General features: G+C 73.2%; 18 protein-coding genes. 8 read left to right on the forward strand and 10 right to left on the reverse strand.

Going from position 1 to position 16,453, the window contains the following annotated elements; translation table 11 throughout:
• Positions 1-231: 231 nt before the first annotated feature.
• Positions 232-1,518 (forward strand): adenylosuccinate synthase, encoded by a 1,287-nt coding sequence (locus ABIB37_RS06575; RefSeq protein ID WP_354258294.1) that lies wholly within the window; start codon positions 232-234, stop codon positions 1,516-1,518.
• A 196-nt stretch (positions 1,519-1,714) separates the two neighbouring features.
• Positions 1,715-3,232, forward strand: a complete 1,518-nt coding sequence (locus ABIB37_RS06580) for a glycosyltransferase family 2 protein (RefSeq protein ID WP_354258297.1) — start codon at positions 1,715-1,717, stop codon at positions 3,230-3,232.
• 6 nt (positions 3,233-3,238) lie between these two features.
• On the opposite strand, the gene ABIB37_RS06585 is transcribed toward ABIB37_RS06580, so the two are convergent.
• Positions 3,239-3,865, reverse strand: a complete 627-nt coding sequence (locus tag ABIB37_RS06585; protein ID WP_354258300.1) for a maleylpyruvate isomerase N-terminal domain-containing protein — start codon at positions 3,863-3,865, stop codon at positions 3,239-3,241.
• Between the two features lie 89 nt (positions 3,866-3,954).
• Here ABIB37_RS06585 and ABIB37_RS06590 point away from each other — a divergent pair, with 89 nt between their 5' ends.
• Complete coding sequence (locus ABIB37_RS06590; protein ID WP_354258303.1) at positions 3,955-4,545, forward strand: GNAT family N-acetyltransferase; 591 nt, start codon at positions 3,955-3,957, stop codon at positions 4,543-4,545.
• A gap of 9 nt (positions 4,546-4,554) precedes the next feature.
• Positions 4,555-4,845 carry a chorismate mutase gene (locus tag ABIB37_RS06595; protein WP_123696366.1) on the forward strand — a complete coding sequence of 97 codons (291 nt, stop codon included), beginning with the start codon at positions 4,555-4,557 and terminating at the stop codon, positions 4,843-4,845.
• Between the two features lie 33 nt (positions 4,846-4,878).
• Here ABIB37_RS06595 and ABIB37_RS06600 read toward each other — a convergent pair whose 3' ends face one another.
• The 6 genes from ABIB37_RS06600 to purS form a co-directional block, all read right to left on the reverse strand.
• Positions 4,879-5,349 carry an SRPBCC family protein gene (locus tag ABIB37_RS06600; RefSeq protein ID WP_354258307.1) on the reverse strand — a complete coding sequence of 157 codons (471 nt, stop codon included), beginning with the start codon at positions 5,347-5,349 and terminating at the stop codon, positions 4,879-4,881.
• A complete protein-coding gene (locus ABIB37_RS06605) occupies positions 5,346-5,783 on the reverse strand; it encodes a DUF1761 domain-containing protein (protein ID WP_354258310.1) in 438 nt (145 codons plus the stop codon). Before ABIB37_RS06605 ends, ABIB37_RS06600 begins: the two co-directional genes overlap by 4 nt.
• Before the next feature lie 120 nt (positions 5,784-5,903).
• Complete coding sequence (gene purL, locus ABIB37_RS06610; protein WP_354258313.1) at positions 5,904-8,204, reverse strand: phosphoribosylformylglycinamidine synthase subunit PurL; 2,301 nt, start codon at positions 8,202-8,204, stop codon at positions 5,904-5,906.
• A gap of 110 nt (positions 8,205-8,314) precedes the next feature.
• Positions 8,315-8,809, reverse strand: coding sequence for a DUF3817 domain-containing protein (locus tag ABIB37_RS06615; protein WP_354258316.1), 495 nt, complete (start codon positions 8,807-8,809; stop codon positions 8,315-8,317).
• 166 nt (positions 8,810-8,975) lie between these two features.
• Entirely contained in the window at positions 8,976-9,665 is a 690-nt protein-coding gene (gene purQ / locus ABIB37_RS06620) for a phosphoribosylformylglycinamidine synthase subunit PurQ (RefSeq protein ID WP_354258319.1), read from the reverse strand.
• On the reverse strand, positions 9,662-9,934 hold the full coding sequence (gene purS, locus ABIB37_RS06625; RefSeq protein ID WP_123696361.1) for a phosphoribosylformylglycinamidine synthase subunit PurS: 273 nt from the start codon (positions 9,932-9,934) through the stop codon (positions 9,662-9,664). The genes purQ and purS overlap by 4 nt, the downstream gene beginning before the upstream one ends.
• 136 nt (positions 9,935-10,070) lie before the next feature.
• On the opposite strand from purS, the gene ypfJ reads away from it, so the two are divergent.
• The gene (gene ypfJ / locus ABIB37_RS06630) at positions 10,071-10,973 is read left to right on the forward strand and encodes a KPN_02809 family neutral zinc metallopeptidase (protein ID WP_354258322.1); all 903 of its coding nucleotides are present in this window, start codon (positions 10,071-10,073) and stop codon (positions 10,971-10,973) included.
• An 8-nt stretch (positions 10,974-10,981) separates the two neighbouring features.
• Here the strand turns inward: ypfJ and ABIB37_RS06635 are convergent, their stop codons facing one another.
• Positions 10,982-11,653, reverse strand: a complete 672-nt coding sequence (locus tag ABIB37_RS06635) for a DUF4166 domain-containing protein (protein ID WP_354258325.1) — start codon at positions 11,651-11,653, stop codon at positions 10,982-10,984.
• 94 nt (positions 11,654-11,747) lie between these two features.
• Here ABIB37_RS06635 and ABIB37_RS06640 point away from each other — a divergent pair, with 94 nt between their 5' ends.
• Positions 11,748-12,803 (forward strand): epimerase, encoded by a 1,056-nt coding sequence (locus tag ABIB37_RS06640; RefSeq protein ID WP_354258328.1) that lies wholly within the window; start codon positions 11,748-11,750, stop codon positions 12,801-12,803.
• Positions 12,804-12,833: 30 nt separating this feature from the next.
• Here the strand turns inward: ABIB37_RS06640 and ABIB37_RS06645 are convergent, their stop codons facing one another.
• Together ABIB37_RS06645 and purD are read right to left on the reverse strand one after the other, a co-directional pair.
• A complete protein-coding gene (locus tag ABIB37_RS06645; protein WP_354258331.1) occupies positions 12,834-13,724 on the reverse strand; it encodes a phosphoribosylaminoimidazolesuccinocarboxamide synthase in 891 nt (296 codons plus the stop codon).
• Entirely contained in the window at positions 13,721-14,980 is a 1,260-nt protein-coding gene (gene purD, locus ABIB37_RS06650; RefSeq protein WP_354258334.1) for a phosphoribosylamine--glycine ligase, read from the reverse strand. The genes ABIB37_RS06645 and purD overlap by 4 nt, the downstream gene beginning before the upstream one ends.
• Before the next feature lie 163 nt (positions 14,981-15,143).
• Here purD and ABIB37_RS06655 point away from each other — a divergent pair, with 163 nt between their 5' ends.
• Positions 15,144-15,626 (forward strand): DUF2243 domain-containing protein, encoded by a 483-nt coding sequence (locus ABIB37_RS06655; RefSeq protein WP_354258336.1) that lies wholly within the window; start codon positions 15,144-15,146, stop codon positions 15,624-15,626.
• A complete protein-coding gene (locus ABIB37_RS06660; RefSeq protein WP_354258339.1) occupies positions 15,623-16,453 on the forward strand; it encodes a cytochrome c oxidase assembly protein in 831 nt (276 codons plus the stop codon). The genes ABIB37_RS06655 and ABIB37_RS06660 overlap by 4 nt, the downstream gene beginning before the upstream one ends.

Below are 16,453 nucleotides of genomic sequence, written 5' to 3' on the forward strand. Positions count from 1 at the left end.
ACGCCGAGATCGGCCCGTGCGGGCCATCGCGGTGCCGCGGGCCGGTCGGCGATGAACGCGGACCGGGCGCGGCGACTACCTGCCGCCGACGGGGTTGCCGCCGACGACCTCCTCACGCCTCGAGGGCGTCGCTGCTGCGAAGCTCACCCGTCCAGCGTACGCGCCCGCGCCGGGTGGGGGCCGGGCGCTCGATAGGGTGGGGTGTACGCGAACCCGTCGAAGGGATGCCCCATGCCAGGAATCGTCATCATCGGCGCCCAGTGGGGCGATGAGGGCAAGGGCAAGGCCACCGACCTGCTCGGCAGCCGCACCGACTACGTCGTGAAGTTCAACGGCGGCAACAACGCCGGGCACACGGTCGTGGTCGGCAACGAGAAGTACGCGCTGCACCTGCTGCCGTCCGGCATCCTCACCGAGGGCGTCACCCCGGTCATCGGCAACGGCGTCGTCATCGACCTCGAGGTGCTCTTCGACGAGCTGACCGCGCTCTCGGCGCGCGGCGTCGACGTGTCGAAGCTGCGCATCTCGGCGAACGCGCACGTCATCACCGACTACCACCGCACGCTCGACAAGGTCACCGAGCGGTTCCTCGGCAAGCGCTCGATCGGCACCACCGGCCGCGGCATCGGCCCGGCCTACGCCGACAAGATCAACCGCGTCGGCATCCGCATCCAGGACCTCTTCGACGAGTCGATCCTGCGCCAGAAGATCGAGGGCGCGCTCGACGTCAAGAACCACATGCTCACGAAGGTCTATAACCGTCGCGCGGTCACGGTCGACGAGGTCTTCGACGACCTGACCTCGTACGTCGAGCGCATCCGCCCGATGGTGGGCGACACCGGGCTCGAGCTGTCGCAGGCGCTCGACGCCGGCAAGACGGTCGTGTTCGAGGCAGGCCAGGCGACGATGCTCGACATCGACCACGGCACCTACCCGTTCGTGACCTCGTCGACCGCGACCGCGGCCGGCGCCGCGTCGGGCTCGGGCGTCGCCCCCGCGCGGCTCGACCGCGTCATCGGCATCGTCAAGGCGTACACGACCCGCGTCGGCGCCGGCCCCTTCCCGACCGAGCTGTTCGACGAGTGGGGCGACCTGCTGCGCAGCAACGGCTTCGAGTTCGGCACCACCACCGGCCGCCCGCGCCGCTGCGGCTGGAACGACACCCTGCTGACGCGCTACGCCTCGCGCGTGAACGGGCTCACCGACATCGTGCTCACGAAGCTCGACGTGCTCACCGGCATCGAGCGCATCCCCGTCTGCGTCGCCTACGAGGTCGACGGCGTGCGCTTCGACGAGATGCCGGTCTCGCAGTCGGACTTCCACCACGCCAAGCCGATCTACGAGGAGCTGCCCGGCTGGAGCGAGGACATCACCGGCGCCCGTGACTTCTCCGACCTGCCGGCGAACGCGCAGGCCTACGTGCGGTTCCTCGAGGACTGCTCCGGGAGCCGCATCTCGGCGATCGGCGTCGGACCCGCCCGCGACGAGATCGTGCAGCTGCACGACCTCATCGACTGAGCCTCATCGACTGAGCCCCAGCGACGGAGCCTCAGCGACGGAGCTGCGTCCACTGGACCCGCGCGCCGACCGCCGTCCGGGATGAGCCGGTGGCACCCGCCTCCTCCATTCGGATGAATCCTGCACCGCGCTCGGAGGCTCAACGGCTAGCCTCCGAGCGTGCCCGGATCGGCCGTGCACCGAGAGGGAGGCGACGTTGACCCGGATCGGCCCGACACGAGCCCCCGTCCGCACACCGACGATCGGCGTCGCCGCGGTGCTCGTGCTCGCCGCGGGATGGGCGACGCTCGCAGCGGGCGCAGGCGCGCTGCTGGCTGCGCTCGCGACGCCCGCCGAGCCCGTCGGCTGGGCCGCGCTGGTGCTCACCGCGGGCCTCATCGGCCTCGCGCTGCTCGTGGGGCTGCGGCAGCTCGTGCTGTTGCTCGTGTCGCTCACCGTCCGCGCCAGCCCGCCGCCCGCATCGACGCCGATGACCGGCGCGCGCGTCGCGATCCTCTACCCGACGGCCGACGACTTCCGCGCCGACGTCGTGCGGCGGAGCGCTCGTCAGACCCATGCGCGCACGCGCACCGTCGTCCTCGACGACTCGCGCCTGCCCGAGACGCGCGCCCGCGTCGCCGAGCTCGAGGCCGACGGCATCGAGGTGCACCGGCGCGGGTCCCGCACCGGCGCCAAGGCCGGCAACCTCAACGCGTGGCTGCGCGCGCACGGCCACGAGGTCGACCACGTCGTCGTGCTCGACGCCGACCAGGAGGTCGACGAGGGCTTCGTGGCTGGGGCGCTCGCGCGCTTCGCCGCGCACCCAGAGGCGGCCGTCGTGCAGGGCCGCATCCGGTCGCGCGACGGCGACACCTCGTTCGCCCGGGACTTCTCCGGCCTCTTCACCCGCCACGCCGACACGAAGCTCGCCGCCCGAGCGGTGCTCGGCGTCGTCGACTTCTCGGGACGCGGCGCCATGCTCGACGTCTCGGCGCTGCGCGACGCCGGCGGATTCCCCGAGGTCGTCATGGAGGACACCGCGCTCACGATCGAGCTCGAACGCCGCGGCTGGTCGATCGTCGCCGCGCCGGAGCTCGTCTCGATCGAGGACGCGCCTGTCGACCACACGGCCTTCGCGGTGCAGTTCGGCAAGTTCGCCGAGGGCGCGGTGCAGCTGCTCGTGCGCTCGCGCAGGAGCTTCGTCGACCCGAGGCTGCGCGTGCGCCGTCGCGTCGACCTCGCGCTCGAGCTGCTCGTGCCGGTGCTCGCCGCGCTCGTGCCGCTCGCCCTGTTCGCCTACTCCGTCGTCGGCGCCGTCACCGGCATCGCCGCCTTCCCGTGGCAGCTCGGCCTGCCGCTCGCGGTCCTCAGCCTCGTGCCGCTCGTGCCGGAGGCGCTGCACCGCTGCCGCTCGCGCGGGCTGCCGTCGGGGATCGCCTTCGCGGTCCGCGCCTCGATGCTCTACGCCTCGATCGGCGTGGTCGCGGCGCGCGCGGTGGTCGCGGTGGCCGTCTCCGGCCGCGCCCGGTTCCGCATCACGCCGAAGGAGCGCGCGGGCGGCAGCGCCACCGTGGTCGTGCGTCGCCGCGCGCTCGAGCTGACCGTGGCCGTGCTCGCGCTCGCCGTCGCCGTGCTGTGGGCGGGCCGCCCAGAGATCGCCGCGCCGTTCGTCGTCATCGCGGCGACCGCGCTCGCGTTCGGGTGGCGCGACGCGGTGGGTGAGCGGCTCGGCTGACTCCGCTCAGCCGCCCGCGCGCAGCACGCCCTCGAGCCCCGCATCCGGCCTGCGTCCGGTGAGGAAGCGCAGCGCCTCCTCGCCCACACCGCGGGCGGATGCGTTCGCCGCGGCGAGCTGCACCGCGTCGAGCAGGTGCGCGGGTGGCGGCGACCACGCGACCGACGCGGCGTCGGCGATGTCGATGCCGTGCACCGTGAGCTCGAAGACGCGCGTGCGCAGGTACTCGTCGAGGCGCATCGAGACGCCCGCGGTCGGCTCGCCGATCGCGACCAGCCGGTCGAGCCCGGCGCGATCGACGGCCTCGACCGCGGTCGCGGCGAGGTCGGCGATCGCGCCGACCGGATCGTCGCCCAGCATCGACGCGCTCTCGCGGCCGCGGGCGGCGATCGCGTCGTCGTCGCCGCTCTGCCGCAGCACCACCTCGAGGTAGTCGCTCGCGGTCTGCACCGTGAGCTCGCGCGGCTCGGGCTGGGCGAGGTAGCCGACGACGGTCGAGAGCGCGCGGGAGGTGTGCCCGATCAGCTCGCGGAGCGTCCACTCGCCGAGGCCCGGGTCACCGAAGCGCTCGGGCGGCACGAGCGCCACGAGGTCGACGAGCTCGAACGCGGCCCGACCGAAGTGCACCGTCATGCGCGCATCGTCGCATGCCGCGCGAGGGCGGGCAACGCCTGCGCTGCGGGGCGGGCCGGGCGGCGAGCGCTGCCCAGCAGAATGGGGAGGTGAGCATCCTCGACCTGCCCGTCCTGACGCATCCGCTCGTCACCCTCGAGCCGCTGTCGCACGACCACGCCCCCGCGCTCGCCGCTGCCGCCGCCGAGGGCGATCTGTGGCGTCGCGCCTGGTACACGTCGGTGCCCGAGCCGGATGCGGTGGGCGCAGAGATCGATCGCCGCCTCGGCCTGCACGCCGAGGGCACGATGGCGCCGTGGGCGATCGTCGCCGGCGGCCGCGCAGTGGGGATGACGACCTACATGCACATCGAGGCGGAGACGCCACGGCTCGAGATCGGGTCGACGTGGATGGCGGCGTCGGCGCAGGGGTCCGGCATCAACCCGGCGATCAAGCTGCTCATGCTCGAGCGCGCGTTCGACGAGCTCGGCTGCATCGCGGTGGAGTTCCGCACCCACTGGCACAACCGGCAGTCGCGCGACGCGATCGAGCGGCTGGGCGCGAAGCTCGACGGCGTGCTGCGGAGCCACCAGATCTACAAGGGCACGCTGCGCGACACCGTCGTCTATTCGATCATCGCCCCCGAGTGGCCGGCCGTGCGCCGCGGCCTCGAGGCGCGGCTCGACGCCCGCGCGACCTAGGCTGGAGGCATGAGCTCGCCCGACGACCAGCTGCAGCGCCTGCGGCGCTCGATCGACAACGTCGACGCCGTCCTCATCCACACGCTCGCGGAGCGCTTCAAGCTCACGCAGGCGGTCGGCGAGCTGAAGGCGCGGCACGGCATGCCGCCGTCGGACCCCGGCCGGGAGCGCACGCAGATCGCCCGGCTGCGGCGCCTCGCGGAGGACGCCGACCTCGACCCCGAGTTCGCCGAGAAGTTCATCACCTTCGTGATCGCCGAGGTCATCCACCACCACGAGCGGATCGCCGGCGGCGAGTAGCGCTCAGGAGAGGCGCGGAGGCGGCGCCGACGCTCAGCGCTCGGCGGCCGCCGCGATGTCGTCGAGGTCCTGGCGCATCATCTTCCGCGTCATCGCCATGCCGGCGGGCGCGGTCAGCTTCGCCATGACGCGCTGCACCCATGAGGGCGACAGCAGGGTGCCGCTGAAGCGCATCCGCAGCAGCGTGTGCACACCGGCCTCCGACGGCATCGGCTCGAGCGTGAACTCGGTGCGGTACGTCATGCCGTGCGTCTCCGAAGCGATGATCGTGGAGCGGCCGTCGTCGATGCCGACGACCTCCATCTCCTCGGTCGACTCGGCACCGAGCGCCCTGCGGGTCTCGCGCCAGCGCGTGCCGATGCTGTAGCCGACGCCCGCGAGGCGCTCGACGCGCGTGACGCCGGACAGCACCGTCGCGGACCGCTCGATGTCGGTGAGGACGCTCCAGACCGCGGTCGGCGGCGCCGCGATCGACCGCTCGAGCGCGAGGGTGATGTCGCTCATGCTGCCGGCGGCCAGAGGCCGATGACGAGAGCCATCGCGGTGATCACGAGCAGCTCGTTGAGCGCCGTGTGGCCGGTGACGCGGAAGCCGCGCGGGTCGAACGCGTCGTGCACGACGACGCGGGCGAGCGTGAAGCCGACGAAGAGGATCCAGGCGGTGACGAGCGCGTTGAGCAGGAAGGATCCGCCGTAGAACTCGTGGCTCATCCAGGCGGCGCCGGCCAGCACCCACGCGGTGACGAAGGCGCAGACGATGATGAGCGGGTAGATCCACGGCTTGACGCCGCGGCCCATCGACTCGCGGTCATGGCCGATCGCCCGCATCCACGAGGTGCCGAGCACCTTCGGGTGGTAGTAGACGAAGCCCACGGCCATCGCGACGACGGTCGCGAGCAGGACGGCGAGGATGTTGATCGCCGGGACGGTTGGCTCCATGGCTGAAGCATAGGCTTCCCAGCCTCGCGCGGAGATCACGACCTGCTCTCAACCGGGCCAGTGGTCGGCCGACGCGACTATTGCGCCGCGCGACCACAGGCCCGGTTGAGGAAGCAGGGATCAGGCGAAGCGGCCCCGGATGGGTGTGCGGTTGGTGGCGCGGAGGTCGTCGAGCGAGAGGCGCGCGACGTCCTGGATCTCTATAGCGCCGCTCGTCGCATCCGTCACGCCGATGCGGAGCACGGGCACGCCGCGCGCCTCGCACATGCCGGTGAACTTGACCTCGTCCTCGCGCGCGACCGCGACGAGCGCGCGGGCGCCCGACTCCGAGAAGAGGGCGGCGGTGTCGTCGATGCCGTCGCGCTCGGTGACGCCTGTGAGCCAGATGCGCGCGCCGATGCCGAACCGCAGCGCTCCCTCGACGACGGCCATGCCGAGCCCGCCCTCCGAGAGGTCGTGGGCGGCGGTGGCGAGGCCCTCGAACGCGATGCCGTGCATGAGCCCCGCGAGCGCCTTCTCGGCGGCGAGGTCGACCTTCGGCGGCAGGCCGCCGAGGTGGTCGTGCACCGCGCCGGCCCACGCCGAGCCGTCGAGCTCGTCGCGGGTGGTGCCGAGCAGGAAGAGCGCCTGGCCGTCGTCCTGCCAGCCGGAGGGCAGGCGGCGGTCGACGTCGTCGATGATGCCGAGCACGCCGACGACGGGCGTCGGGTGGATCTGCGTCTCGCCGGTCTGGTTGTAGAACGACACGTTGCCGCCCGTCACCGGGATGCCGAGCTCGACGCAGCCGTCGGCGAGGCCGTCGACGGCCTCCGCGAACTGCCACATCACGGCGGGGATCTCGGGGTTGCCGAAGTTCAGGCAGTCGCTCACGCCCACCGGCGTCGCGCCCGAGACGGCGACGTTGCGGTACGCCTCGGCGAGCGCGAGCTTCGCACCCTCGCGCGGGTCGAGCTGGCAGTAGCGGCCGTTCGCGTCGACCGCGACCGAGAAGCCGAGCCCCGACTCCTCGTCGATGCGCACCATGCCGGCGTCGTCGGGCGTCGAGAGGGCCGTGTTGCCGAGCACGTAGTCGTCGTACTGGTCGGTGATCCAGGATGCGTCGGCCAGGTTCGCCGAACCGGCGAGCGTCAGCAGCTGGTCGCCGAGCGCCTCGCCGGTCGCGCGGTCGAGCGTCGCGGCGGTGTCGGCCTGGAGCGCGTCCTGCCAGTCGGGGCGCGCCATCGGGCGGTCGTAGACGGGGGAGTCGACCGCGACCGTCTTCGGGTCGACGTCCACGATCACGTCGCCGGTGTGGGTGATGACGAGTCGGCCGTCGCCGGTGACCTCGCCGAGCACGCTCGTCTCGACGTCCCACTTGCCGGTGATGGCGAGGAACTTGTCGAGCTTCGCCGGGTCGACGATCGCCATCATGCGCTCCTGCGACTCCGACATGAGGATCTCCTCGGCCGTGAGCGTGGGGTCGCGGAGCAGCACGTGGTCGAGCTCGACCTTCATGCCCGAGTCGCCGTTCGCGGCGAGCTCGCTCGTCGCGCACGAGATGCCGGCGGCGCCGAGGTCTTGGATGCCCTCGACCACGCCCGCGGCGTAGAGCTCGAGGCAGCACTCGATGAGCACCTTCTCGGCGAACGGGTCGCCCACCTGCACCGCGGGGCGCTTCGTGGGGCCCTCGTCGTCGAACGACTCGGAGGCGAGGATGGATGCGCCGCCGATGCCGTCGCCGCCGGTGCGGGCGCCGAAGAGCACGACCTTGTTGCCGACGCCCGTCGCGTTCGCGAGGTGCAGGTCCTCGTGCCGCAGCACGCCGACGGCGAGCGCGTTCACGAGCGGGTTGCCCTGGTAGACGGCGTCGAAGACCGTCTCGCCGCCGATGTTCGGCAGGCCGAGGCAGTTGCCGTAGAACGAGATGCCGCCGACGACGCCGTGCACGACGCGAGCGGTGTCGGGGTGGTCGATCGCGCCGAACCGCAGCGCATCCATCACCGCGACAGGGCGCGCACCCATCGAGATGATGTCGCGGACGATGCCGCCGACGCCCGTCGCGGCGCCCTGGAAGGGCTCGACGAACGACGGGTGGTTGTGGCTCTCGATCTTGAAGGTGACGGCCCAGCCCTCGCCGACGTCGATGACGCCCGCGTTCTGGCCCATGCCGACCATGAGGCGCTCGGTCATCTCGGGCGTGACCTTCTGCCCGAACGTGCGCAGGTGCGTCTTCGACGACTTGTAGGAGCAGTGCTCGCTCCACATGACCGAGTACATCGCGAGCTCGGCGCTCGTCGGGCGGCGGCCGAGGATGTCGCGGATGCGCGCGTACTCGTCGGGCTTGAGCCCGAGGGCGGCGAACGGCTGCTCGCGCTCCGGGGTCGCGGCTGCGCGGTCGACGGTGTCTCGCTCGACGGTGGGGCGCTGGGTGGAAGCGGTCACGACTCTCCTCGGAGCTCTGCTCTGCGGTCCCTCGATCCTATCGAGCGGGCCGCGCCGGGCCGGTCGCGGGTCGGCGCCCTTGCCCAGCGCAGCGGCTCAGCGGCGAGCGCTCAGGCGAACCACTCGCTCGGCGGGCCAGCGGTGAGCAGCGCCGCGAACACGACGGCCACGACGACGAGGGCGATGACGGCGAGCAGGATCGGGTGGGTCACGCCCCAGCGGAACGCGCGATCGATCGCGGTCGCGTCGCGCGGGTCATCGCCCGGCTCGGTGCGCCACGCGCCCTCGAGCGCGCCGCGCCGCTCGAGGCGGCGCTCCCACGGCACGGTCGCGTAGGGCACGACCGCCGTGACGACGCCGAGCAGCACCGTGCCGGCCGACCAGCGCTGGTTGCGGCCGATGACGAGCTGCATCGCCGTATAGGCGAGGAAGACGAAGCCGTGGATGGGGCCGGCGATCGGCACGAGCGCGTCGACCTCGAAGCCGTACTTCGCGATCATCGCCGTGATGAGCAGCGTCCAGGTGACGGCCTCCGCGATCGCGAGCGAGCGGTACACCCGCTTCGGCGTCAGTCCGGTCGAGGTCGTGCGCGTCACATCCGTCATGTAGCCAGCCTACATTTCCTGCCCTGGTGCACAACGCAAGCCCGAACCGATGATCGCGCGGCTCGGCGGCGTCGGCCGCACGGTCCGCGGCTGACCGAGGCGCGGCGGCTTGCGTTGTGCGAACGCGGTCGGGGAGGAGGTGCGGGAGGGAGAGGCGGGCAGGCCGTCAGGCGGCGATGCGCTCGAGCGCCGACTTGAAGATGTCGAGGCCGTCGAGGCCCGCCTTCATGCGCGTCGTCGTCGGGCCGAAGCCGAGCTCGACGGCGTGCTCCGGATGCGGCATGAGGCCGACGACGTTGCCCTTCGCGTTCGCGAGGCCGGCGATCGCGTCGACGGAGCCGTTGGGGTCGTCGCCGACGTAGCGGAACACGACGAGCCCCTCGCCCTCGATGCGCGCGACCTCGTCGGGCGTCGCCACGAAGCGGCCCTCGCCGTTCTTGAGCGGGATGACGATCTCCTGGCCCTCGGCGAACCGGTTCGTCCAGTCGGTCGACGTGCGCTCCACGCGCAGCACCTGGTCGCGGCGCACGAAGACGCCCGTCTGGTTGCGCACGAGGCCGCCCGGCAGCAGCCGTGCCTCGGTGAGCATCTGGAAGCCGTTGCAGATGCCGAGCACCGGCATGCCGCGCTCGGCCGCGTCGACGACCTCGGTCATGATCGGCGAGCGCGCGGCGATCGCGCCGCAGCGCAGGTAGTCGCCGTACGAGAAGCCGCCCGGCAGCACGAGCGCGTCGACGCCGTGCAGGTCGTGCTCGCCGTGCCAGAGCGCGACCGGCTCGTGGCCGGAGAGCCGCACGGCGCGCTGCGCGTCCCGGTCGTCGAGCGTGCCGGGGAAGGTGATGACGCCGACCCTCACAGCGAGGCTCCCTGCGCCGCCTCGTCCACGACGTGGATGTCGACGACGTCCTCGATGACCGTGTTCGCGAGCACGTCGTCGGCGACCTGGCGCACCTCGGCGAGCAGGGCGTCCGTCACCGGTCCGTCGACCTGCAGCTCGAAGCGCTTGCCGACGCGCACGTCGCCCACCGCCCCGTGGCCGAGCCGGGCGAGTGCGCGGGTGACCGCCTTGCCCTGCGGATCGAGGATCTCCGCCTTCGGCATGACGTCGACGACGATGAGGGCCATGGGTCGCTCCCTGGGGCTCGAGGGGTGGGGGTGCGCCTCCAGTCTACGGATGCGGCGGATGCCGTCGGCGGCCGGTGCCGTCCGCGGCGCCCGGATTCCCGGCGGCCCCGCACCGCCGCCGGGCTATTGTCTGTCCATGACCTTCAGGGGCGACGCGAACTTCGACACCAGCACGGTGAGCCGGGGCGGCGGTGGCGGCCGCGGCGGCGGCGCGATCGCGGTCGGCGGCGGCGGCATCCTGACCGTCATCCTCGTGATCGTCTCGATGGTGTTCGGCGTCGACCTGACCGGTCTCGCACCGGGCTCGCCGATCGAGCCGCAGTCGCAGACCCAGTCGCAGGGCGAGGAGGTCACGGGCTGCACCGGCGAGGAGGCCAACGACCCGAGCAACGTCACCTGCCGCATGGAGGGCGGGGCCGACTCGCTGTCGCGCTTCTGGACCGAGACGGCGGCCGCGAACAGCATCCAGTACGCAGACCCCTCGGTGCAGCTGTTCGACCGGCAGGTCGAGACCGGATGCGGCAGCGCGACGAGCGCGGTCGGGCCGTTCTACTGCCCGCCCGACCAGCGCATCTACATCGACACCACGTTCTTCCAGCAGATGCGCGACCAGTTCGGCGCGTCCGGCGGCTCGCTCGCGCAGCTCTATGTGCTCGCCCACGAGTGGGGCCACCACATCCAGGGCATCACGGGCCAGCTCGAGCGCGTGCAGCAGGGCGACACCGGGCCCCAGTCGTCGGCCGTGCGCAGCGAGCTGCAGGCCGACTGCTACGCCGGCGCGTGGATCGCGGGCGCATCGCAGACGCGCGACGACGACGGCGGCGCGCCGGTGCTGATCGCGCCGACGCAGCAGGAGATGAACGACGCCCTGAACGCGGCGAACACGATCGGCGACGACGCCCTGCAGCAGATGGGCGGCGGCGGCGTGAACCCCGAGGGCTGGACGCACGGCTCGAGCGAGCAGCGGATGCGCTGGCTGTCGACCGGCTACAACGAGGGCGTCGGCGCCTGCGACACCTGGAACGCCCCAGAGGTCTAGGTCCCGGTCTAGGTCCCCGCGCTCCCGTTCCCAGCGGCTTCGCCGCCTCGGCGTCCTCGCCCTGAGACCGGCGTCGCTGCGCGGTCGTCCTCCACGCGATAGTCGAACGCGCCCGTGTAGCGGAACACCTCGCCGAGCACGACGGCCCGCACGCGGACATCGACGTGCTGCTGCCCGGATGCCGCGTCGACGCGCTCGGTCACGCGCACGCCGGCGATCGGCGGCAGCGGCACCCGCAGTGCGCCGACCCGCCACGCGATCCGGCGCGACGTGAGCGCGAGCCCGCCGTCCCGCACCTCCGCGTCGAGCGCGACCTCGAGCCCTCCGCGCGCACCGAGGCGGTCGATCAGCGTGCCGCGCTCGACGCGCATGGCGTCGACCATGCGCCGCTCCACGTGCGGGAAGGCGAAGGTGCGCACCGCGTGCAGCGTGCCGTCGGCGTCGTAGCGGTTCTCGACCCGCAGCCCGACGCCGGTGCCGCGCTCGGGGAAGAGCACGTCGCGGGCGGCGAGCAGGCGCAGGATCGGGCGCAGCATCCGCCAGCGCGAGCCGGCGATCGCGTAGACGCCCTCGCCGCGGCCGACCTGCCCGGCCGGCACGACGCCGCAGTACCGGCGGAGGGTCGGGTCGAGCTCGGCGAAGCGCTCTCCGAGCACCCGCTCGTACACCGATGCGCTCATGCGCAGCGGGGGAGGAGCAGCGACGACCCGAGTGCGTAGGGCCGACCGGGGATCCAGGAACTGAACATGTTCAGAAGTGTACTAGGGTTGCGGCATGGACGCACCCGTGCACGCTTCTGCAGACGCATCCGCACCCCCATCGCCGCCTCGCGCCGTCGTCGCGGGCGCCAGCGGCTTCCTCGGGTCGGCGGTCGTGCGCGCGCTGCTGGAGGACGGGTACGAGGTGACGCGCATCGGCCGCACAGAGGCCGCTCACTGGGGCGACGCCGGCTCGATCGCCCGGGCCGTCGATGGTGCCGCGCTGCTCGTGAACCTCGCGGGGCAGTCGGTGAACTGCCGCTACCACGACCGGAACCGCGACGAGATCTACCGCTCGCGGGTCGACACCACGCGGATGCTGCGCGAGGCGGTGACCGCGGCAGCGTCCCCGCCGCGCGTCTGGCTGAACGCCTCCACCGCGACCATCTACCGGCACGCCACCGATCGCGCGAACACCGAGCAGGCCGGGGAGCTCGGCGCAGGGTTCTCCGTCGACGTCGCTCGGGCGTGGGAGCGGGAGCTGTTCGCGGGCGAGCTGCCGCGCACCCGCCGCGTCGCGCTGCGGATGGCGATCGTGCTCGGCGACGGTCCGGCCACCCGGCTCCTCGCCACGCTCGCGCGCACGGGCCTGGGCGGACCGCAGCACGACGGCTGGTGCCCGCCGCACCGCCGCTACCGGGGCATCGGCCCCGACCCCACCGGCGAGCGACCGCCCTGGTACCGCACGCGCGGCCGGCAGCGCTTCAGCTGGGTGCACGTCGACGACGTCATCGGCGCGATGCGCTTCATCGTCGACCGCGACGACCTCGACGGCGTCGTCAATGTCGCGAGCCCGCATCCGCGCGACAACCGCACGCTCATGCGGCTGCTCCGCGAGCGCGTCGGGATGCCGATCGGGCTGCCGTCGTGGCGGTGGATGCTGGAGCCCGCGATGTGGCTGCTGCGCACCGAGCCGGAGCTCGTGCTGAAGAGCCGGTGGGTGCTGCCCGCCCGCCTCCAGGACGCCGGCTTCGTCTTCGCGCACCCCCACCTCGAGGAGGCGCTCACGGAGGTGCTGGGCCGCCGGACCCCGACGGAGGCGCGGGATGCGCGGCGACCGGTCGCGCGCTGAGCGACGAGCCGCCTCAGCCGGCGGACGGCCCTAGCCGACGAGCGGCTCGCCCTCGCCGCCCGTCAGCCGCTCCAGCAGCTCCCGGTAGCGCGCCGCGGTGCGCTCGACGATCTCGGGCGGCAGCACCGGCGGCTCGCCCTCGCCGTCCCAGTGCTCGCTGAGCCAGTCGCGCACGATCTGCTTGTCGAACGACTCGACACGGCCCTCGGCGAGCGGCGCAGCGTCCCAGTACCGCGACGAGTCCGAGGTGAGCACCTCGTCCGCGAGCACGAGCTCACCGGTGATGCGGTCCCGCCCGAACTCGAGCTTGGTGTCGGCGAGCACGAGCCCGGCCTCCGCCGCGATCGCGGCGCCCTGCTCGAAGACGCGCAGCGACAGGTCGCGGATGGCGGCCGCGTCCTCCGCACCGACGAGCTCGACGGTGCGCTCGAACGAGACGTTCTCGTCGTGCTCGCCCTGCGGCGCCTTCCACGCGGGCGTGTAGATCGGCTGCGGCAGCGCGTCGCCGTCGACGAGGCCCTCGGGCAGCTCGACACCCGAGATCGAACCCGCCTGCTGGTACTCCTTGAGCCCCGAGCCCGTCACGCGCCCACGCACGACGCACTCGACGGGCAGCATGTCGAGCGTGCGCACGAGCATCCCGCGTCCGCGCACAGCGGCCGGCGTGCGCTCGTCGCCCTCGGGCGCGAGCTGCGAGGGCAGCCCGAGCCGGTCGATCCACCAGCGGGTGAGCGTCGTGAGCAGCTCGCCCTTGCCGGGGATGGCCGGCTCGAGCACGTGGTCGAACGCCGACACCCGGTCGGAGGCGACCATGAGCATCTCGGGCGCGCTCGCGAGGTCGAGCCCGGCGGGCACGTACAGGTCGCGCACCTTGCCGCTGTAGGCGAGGTCCCAGCCCTCGAGCGCGGGCGCGTCGGTCACGCGCCGGCCGCGATGTCGGTGCGCGCCTGGCCGCCCTCGAGCCCGATCCGCGCGAGGCCCGCGTAGGCGCGCTCGCGAGCCTCGGCGATCGTCGGGCCGGTGCCGACCACGTTGAGCACGCGTCCGCCGGTCGCGGTGAGGCCGTGCTCGCCGGCACCGGTCGCGGCGTGCAGCACCTGCACGCCCTCGAGGCTGGCCGCGTCGTCGACGCCCGTGACGGGCCGGCCGGTGATCGGGTCGCCGGGGTAGCCCTCGCTCGCGAGCACGACCGCGACGGCGGCGGCATCGCTCCAGACGAGCGGCGGCGCCGCGTCGAGCGACCCGTTCGCGGCGGCGAGCAGCACGTCGCCGAGGCCCGACTCGACGCGCGGCAGCACGACCTGCGTCTCGGGATCGCCGAAGCGCGCGTTGAACTCGATGACCTTCACGCCGTCGTCGGTGACGATGAGGCCGCAGTAGAGCAGGCCCGTGAACGGCGTGCCGGCATCGGCCATGGCGCGGATCGTCGGCAGCGCGACCGTCTGCACCACCTCGTCGACGAACGCCTGCTCGCTGCCGTAGCGGTCGGCGAGCCAGGGGAGCGGCGAGTAGGCGCCCATGCCGCCCGTGTTCGGCCCGGCGTCGCCGTCGCCGAGGCGCTTGAAGTCCTGCGCGGGTGCGAGCGGCACGGCGTGCACGCCGTCGGTGATCACGAAGAGGCTCACCTCCGGTCCGGCCAGGAACTCCTCGATGAGCAGCGGCCCGTCCGGCAGGAACGCCTCCGCGTGCGCCTCGGCGGCGGCGCGGTCGTCGGTGACGATGACGCCCTTGCCGGCGGCGAGGCCGTCGGCCTTCAGCACCCACGGCGGCGGCGATGCGTCGAGCGCTGCGCGCACCTCGTCGAGCGTGGTCGCGGTGGTGTCGGCGCCGGTCGGCACACCCGCGCGCGCCATGACCGCCTTGGCGAACGACTTGGAGCCCTCGATCGCGGCCGCGGCCTTCGTCGGGCCGAACGCGGGCACGCCCGCCTTGCGGAGCGCATCCGCGACGCCGGCGACGAGGGGCGCCTCCGGGCCGATCACGACCAGGTCGAAGGCGCCGTCGACGGCGAGCTCGGTGACGAGCTCCGGGTGCTTGATGTCGATGCGCACCGCCTCGACGTCCTGCGCGATGCCGGCGTTGCCGGGCGCGGCCGTGATCTCGTGGCCGCCCTCCGCCAGGAGTGCCGCGATGATGGCGTGCTCGCGCGCGCCGCTGCCGAGAACGAGGATCCGCACCGCTCCATTGTACGAAGCCTGGGAGTGCGCGGTGTCGCGCGCACGGATGCATCGGCGATGAGTGCGCTGGACGTCGGGCCCTGGCGGGCTCGCCCCGCGGTCGTTGACACCGCCGAGCCGCCGTGCGGAGGATGGATGCGACGACACCCGAGGGGAGCGCACCGTGACGAGCGCCGACGCACGCCCGACGCCCGAGCGCGTCGAGCGCTCGACGACCGACCGGCGGCTCGTGCTCTCCGGGGTGCTCTTCGGGGCCGGCATCGCCGCGTCGGTCGTCGACCTGTTCGTGCTGCACCTGCTGCTGCAGTGGCACCACTTCTACGACCTCTCCACGACCGAGGTGGCGCTCGCGGCCGACGGCCTCTTCCACGCCGTGGCGTGGGGCATGACGGTCGCGGGGCTGTTCCTGCTCGCCGACGCCCGGCGGCGCGACGCGGTGCCGTGGGGCCGGTGGACCGGCGCGGTGCTCGCGGGGCTCGGCGGCTTCCAGCTGCTCGACGCCCTCGTCAACCACAAGCTGCTCGGCATCCACCAGGTGCGCTACGACGTCGACCTGCTGCCGTACGACCTGGCGTGGACCGGATCGGCCGCGGTCCTGCTCGTCGCCGGCCTCGTCGTGCTCTGGCGGACGCGGCGCCGGGCGTGAGCGCGCCGGTCATGGCCGCCGCGCACCTGCACGGCACCGCCGTCGATGCGTGGGCCGTCGTCGAGGGCGCCGGCCTCACGGCGCTCGGCGTCGTCGCCGCGCTCTACGCCATCGCACTCTGGACGTCGCGACGGCGGAGCCCCTGGCCGCTCGGGCGGTCCGCGTGCTGGTTCGCGGGACTCGCCTGCGCCGCGCTCGCCATCGGGCCGATCGCGAGGGCCGCGCACGAGAGCCTCACCGCGCACATGGCGGGGCACCTGCTGCTCGGCATGGTCGCGCCGCTGCTGCTCGTGCTCGGGGCGCCCGCCACGCTCGCGCTGCGGGCGCTGCCGGTCGACGAGGCGCGCGCGCTCTCGCGCCTCCTCCGCCGGCCCCCGGTGCGGTGGCTCACGCATCCGGTCGTCGCCGGCCTGCTCAACGCCGGCGGGCTGTGGCTGCTCTACGGCACCGCAGCCGACGAGGCGGGGCTGTTCGCGCTCATGCACGGCTCCGCGTTCGTGCACGCCGTCGTCCACCTGCACATCCTGCTCGCCGGGTACCTCTTCACGGCCTCGCTCGTGGGGCGGGACCCCGACCCGCACCGCGCCCCGCTCGCCGTGCAAGCCGGGGTGCTGCTCACCTTCATCGCGGTGCACTCGATGCTCGCGAAGCGGCTCTTCGCGCATCCGCCCGCCGGGTTCGACGCGGTCGACGCGCAGGCGGCGTCGCAGCTCATGTACTACGGCGGCGATGTCGTCGACGTGACGCTCCTCGTGCTGCTCGGCCTCGGCTGGTTCGCTGCGAAGCGACCCCGCGTGCGGGCGGCGCGGGCCGTAGCGGCCGCGTAG

Origin of the sequence: Agrococcus sp. UYP10 (assembly GCF_040547205.1) — a bacterium.
GTDB lineage: Bacteria > Actinomycetota > Actinomycetes > Actinomycetales > Microbacteriaceae > Agrococcus > Agrococcus jenensis.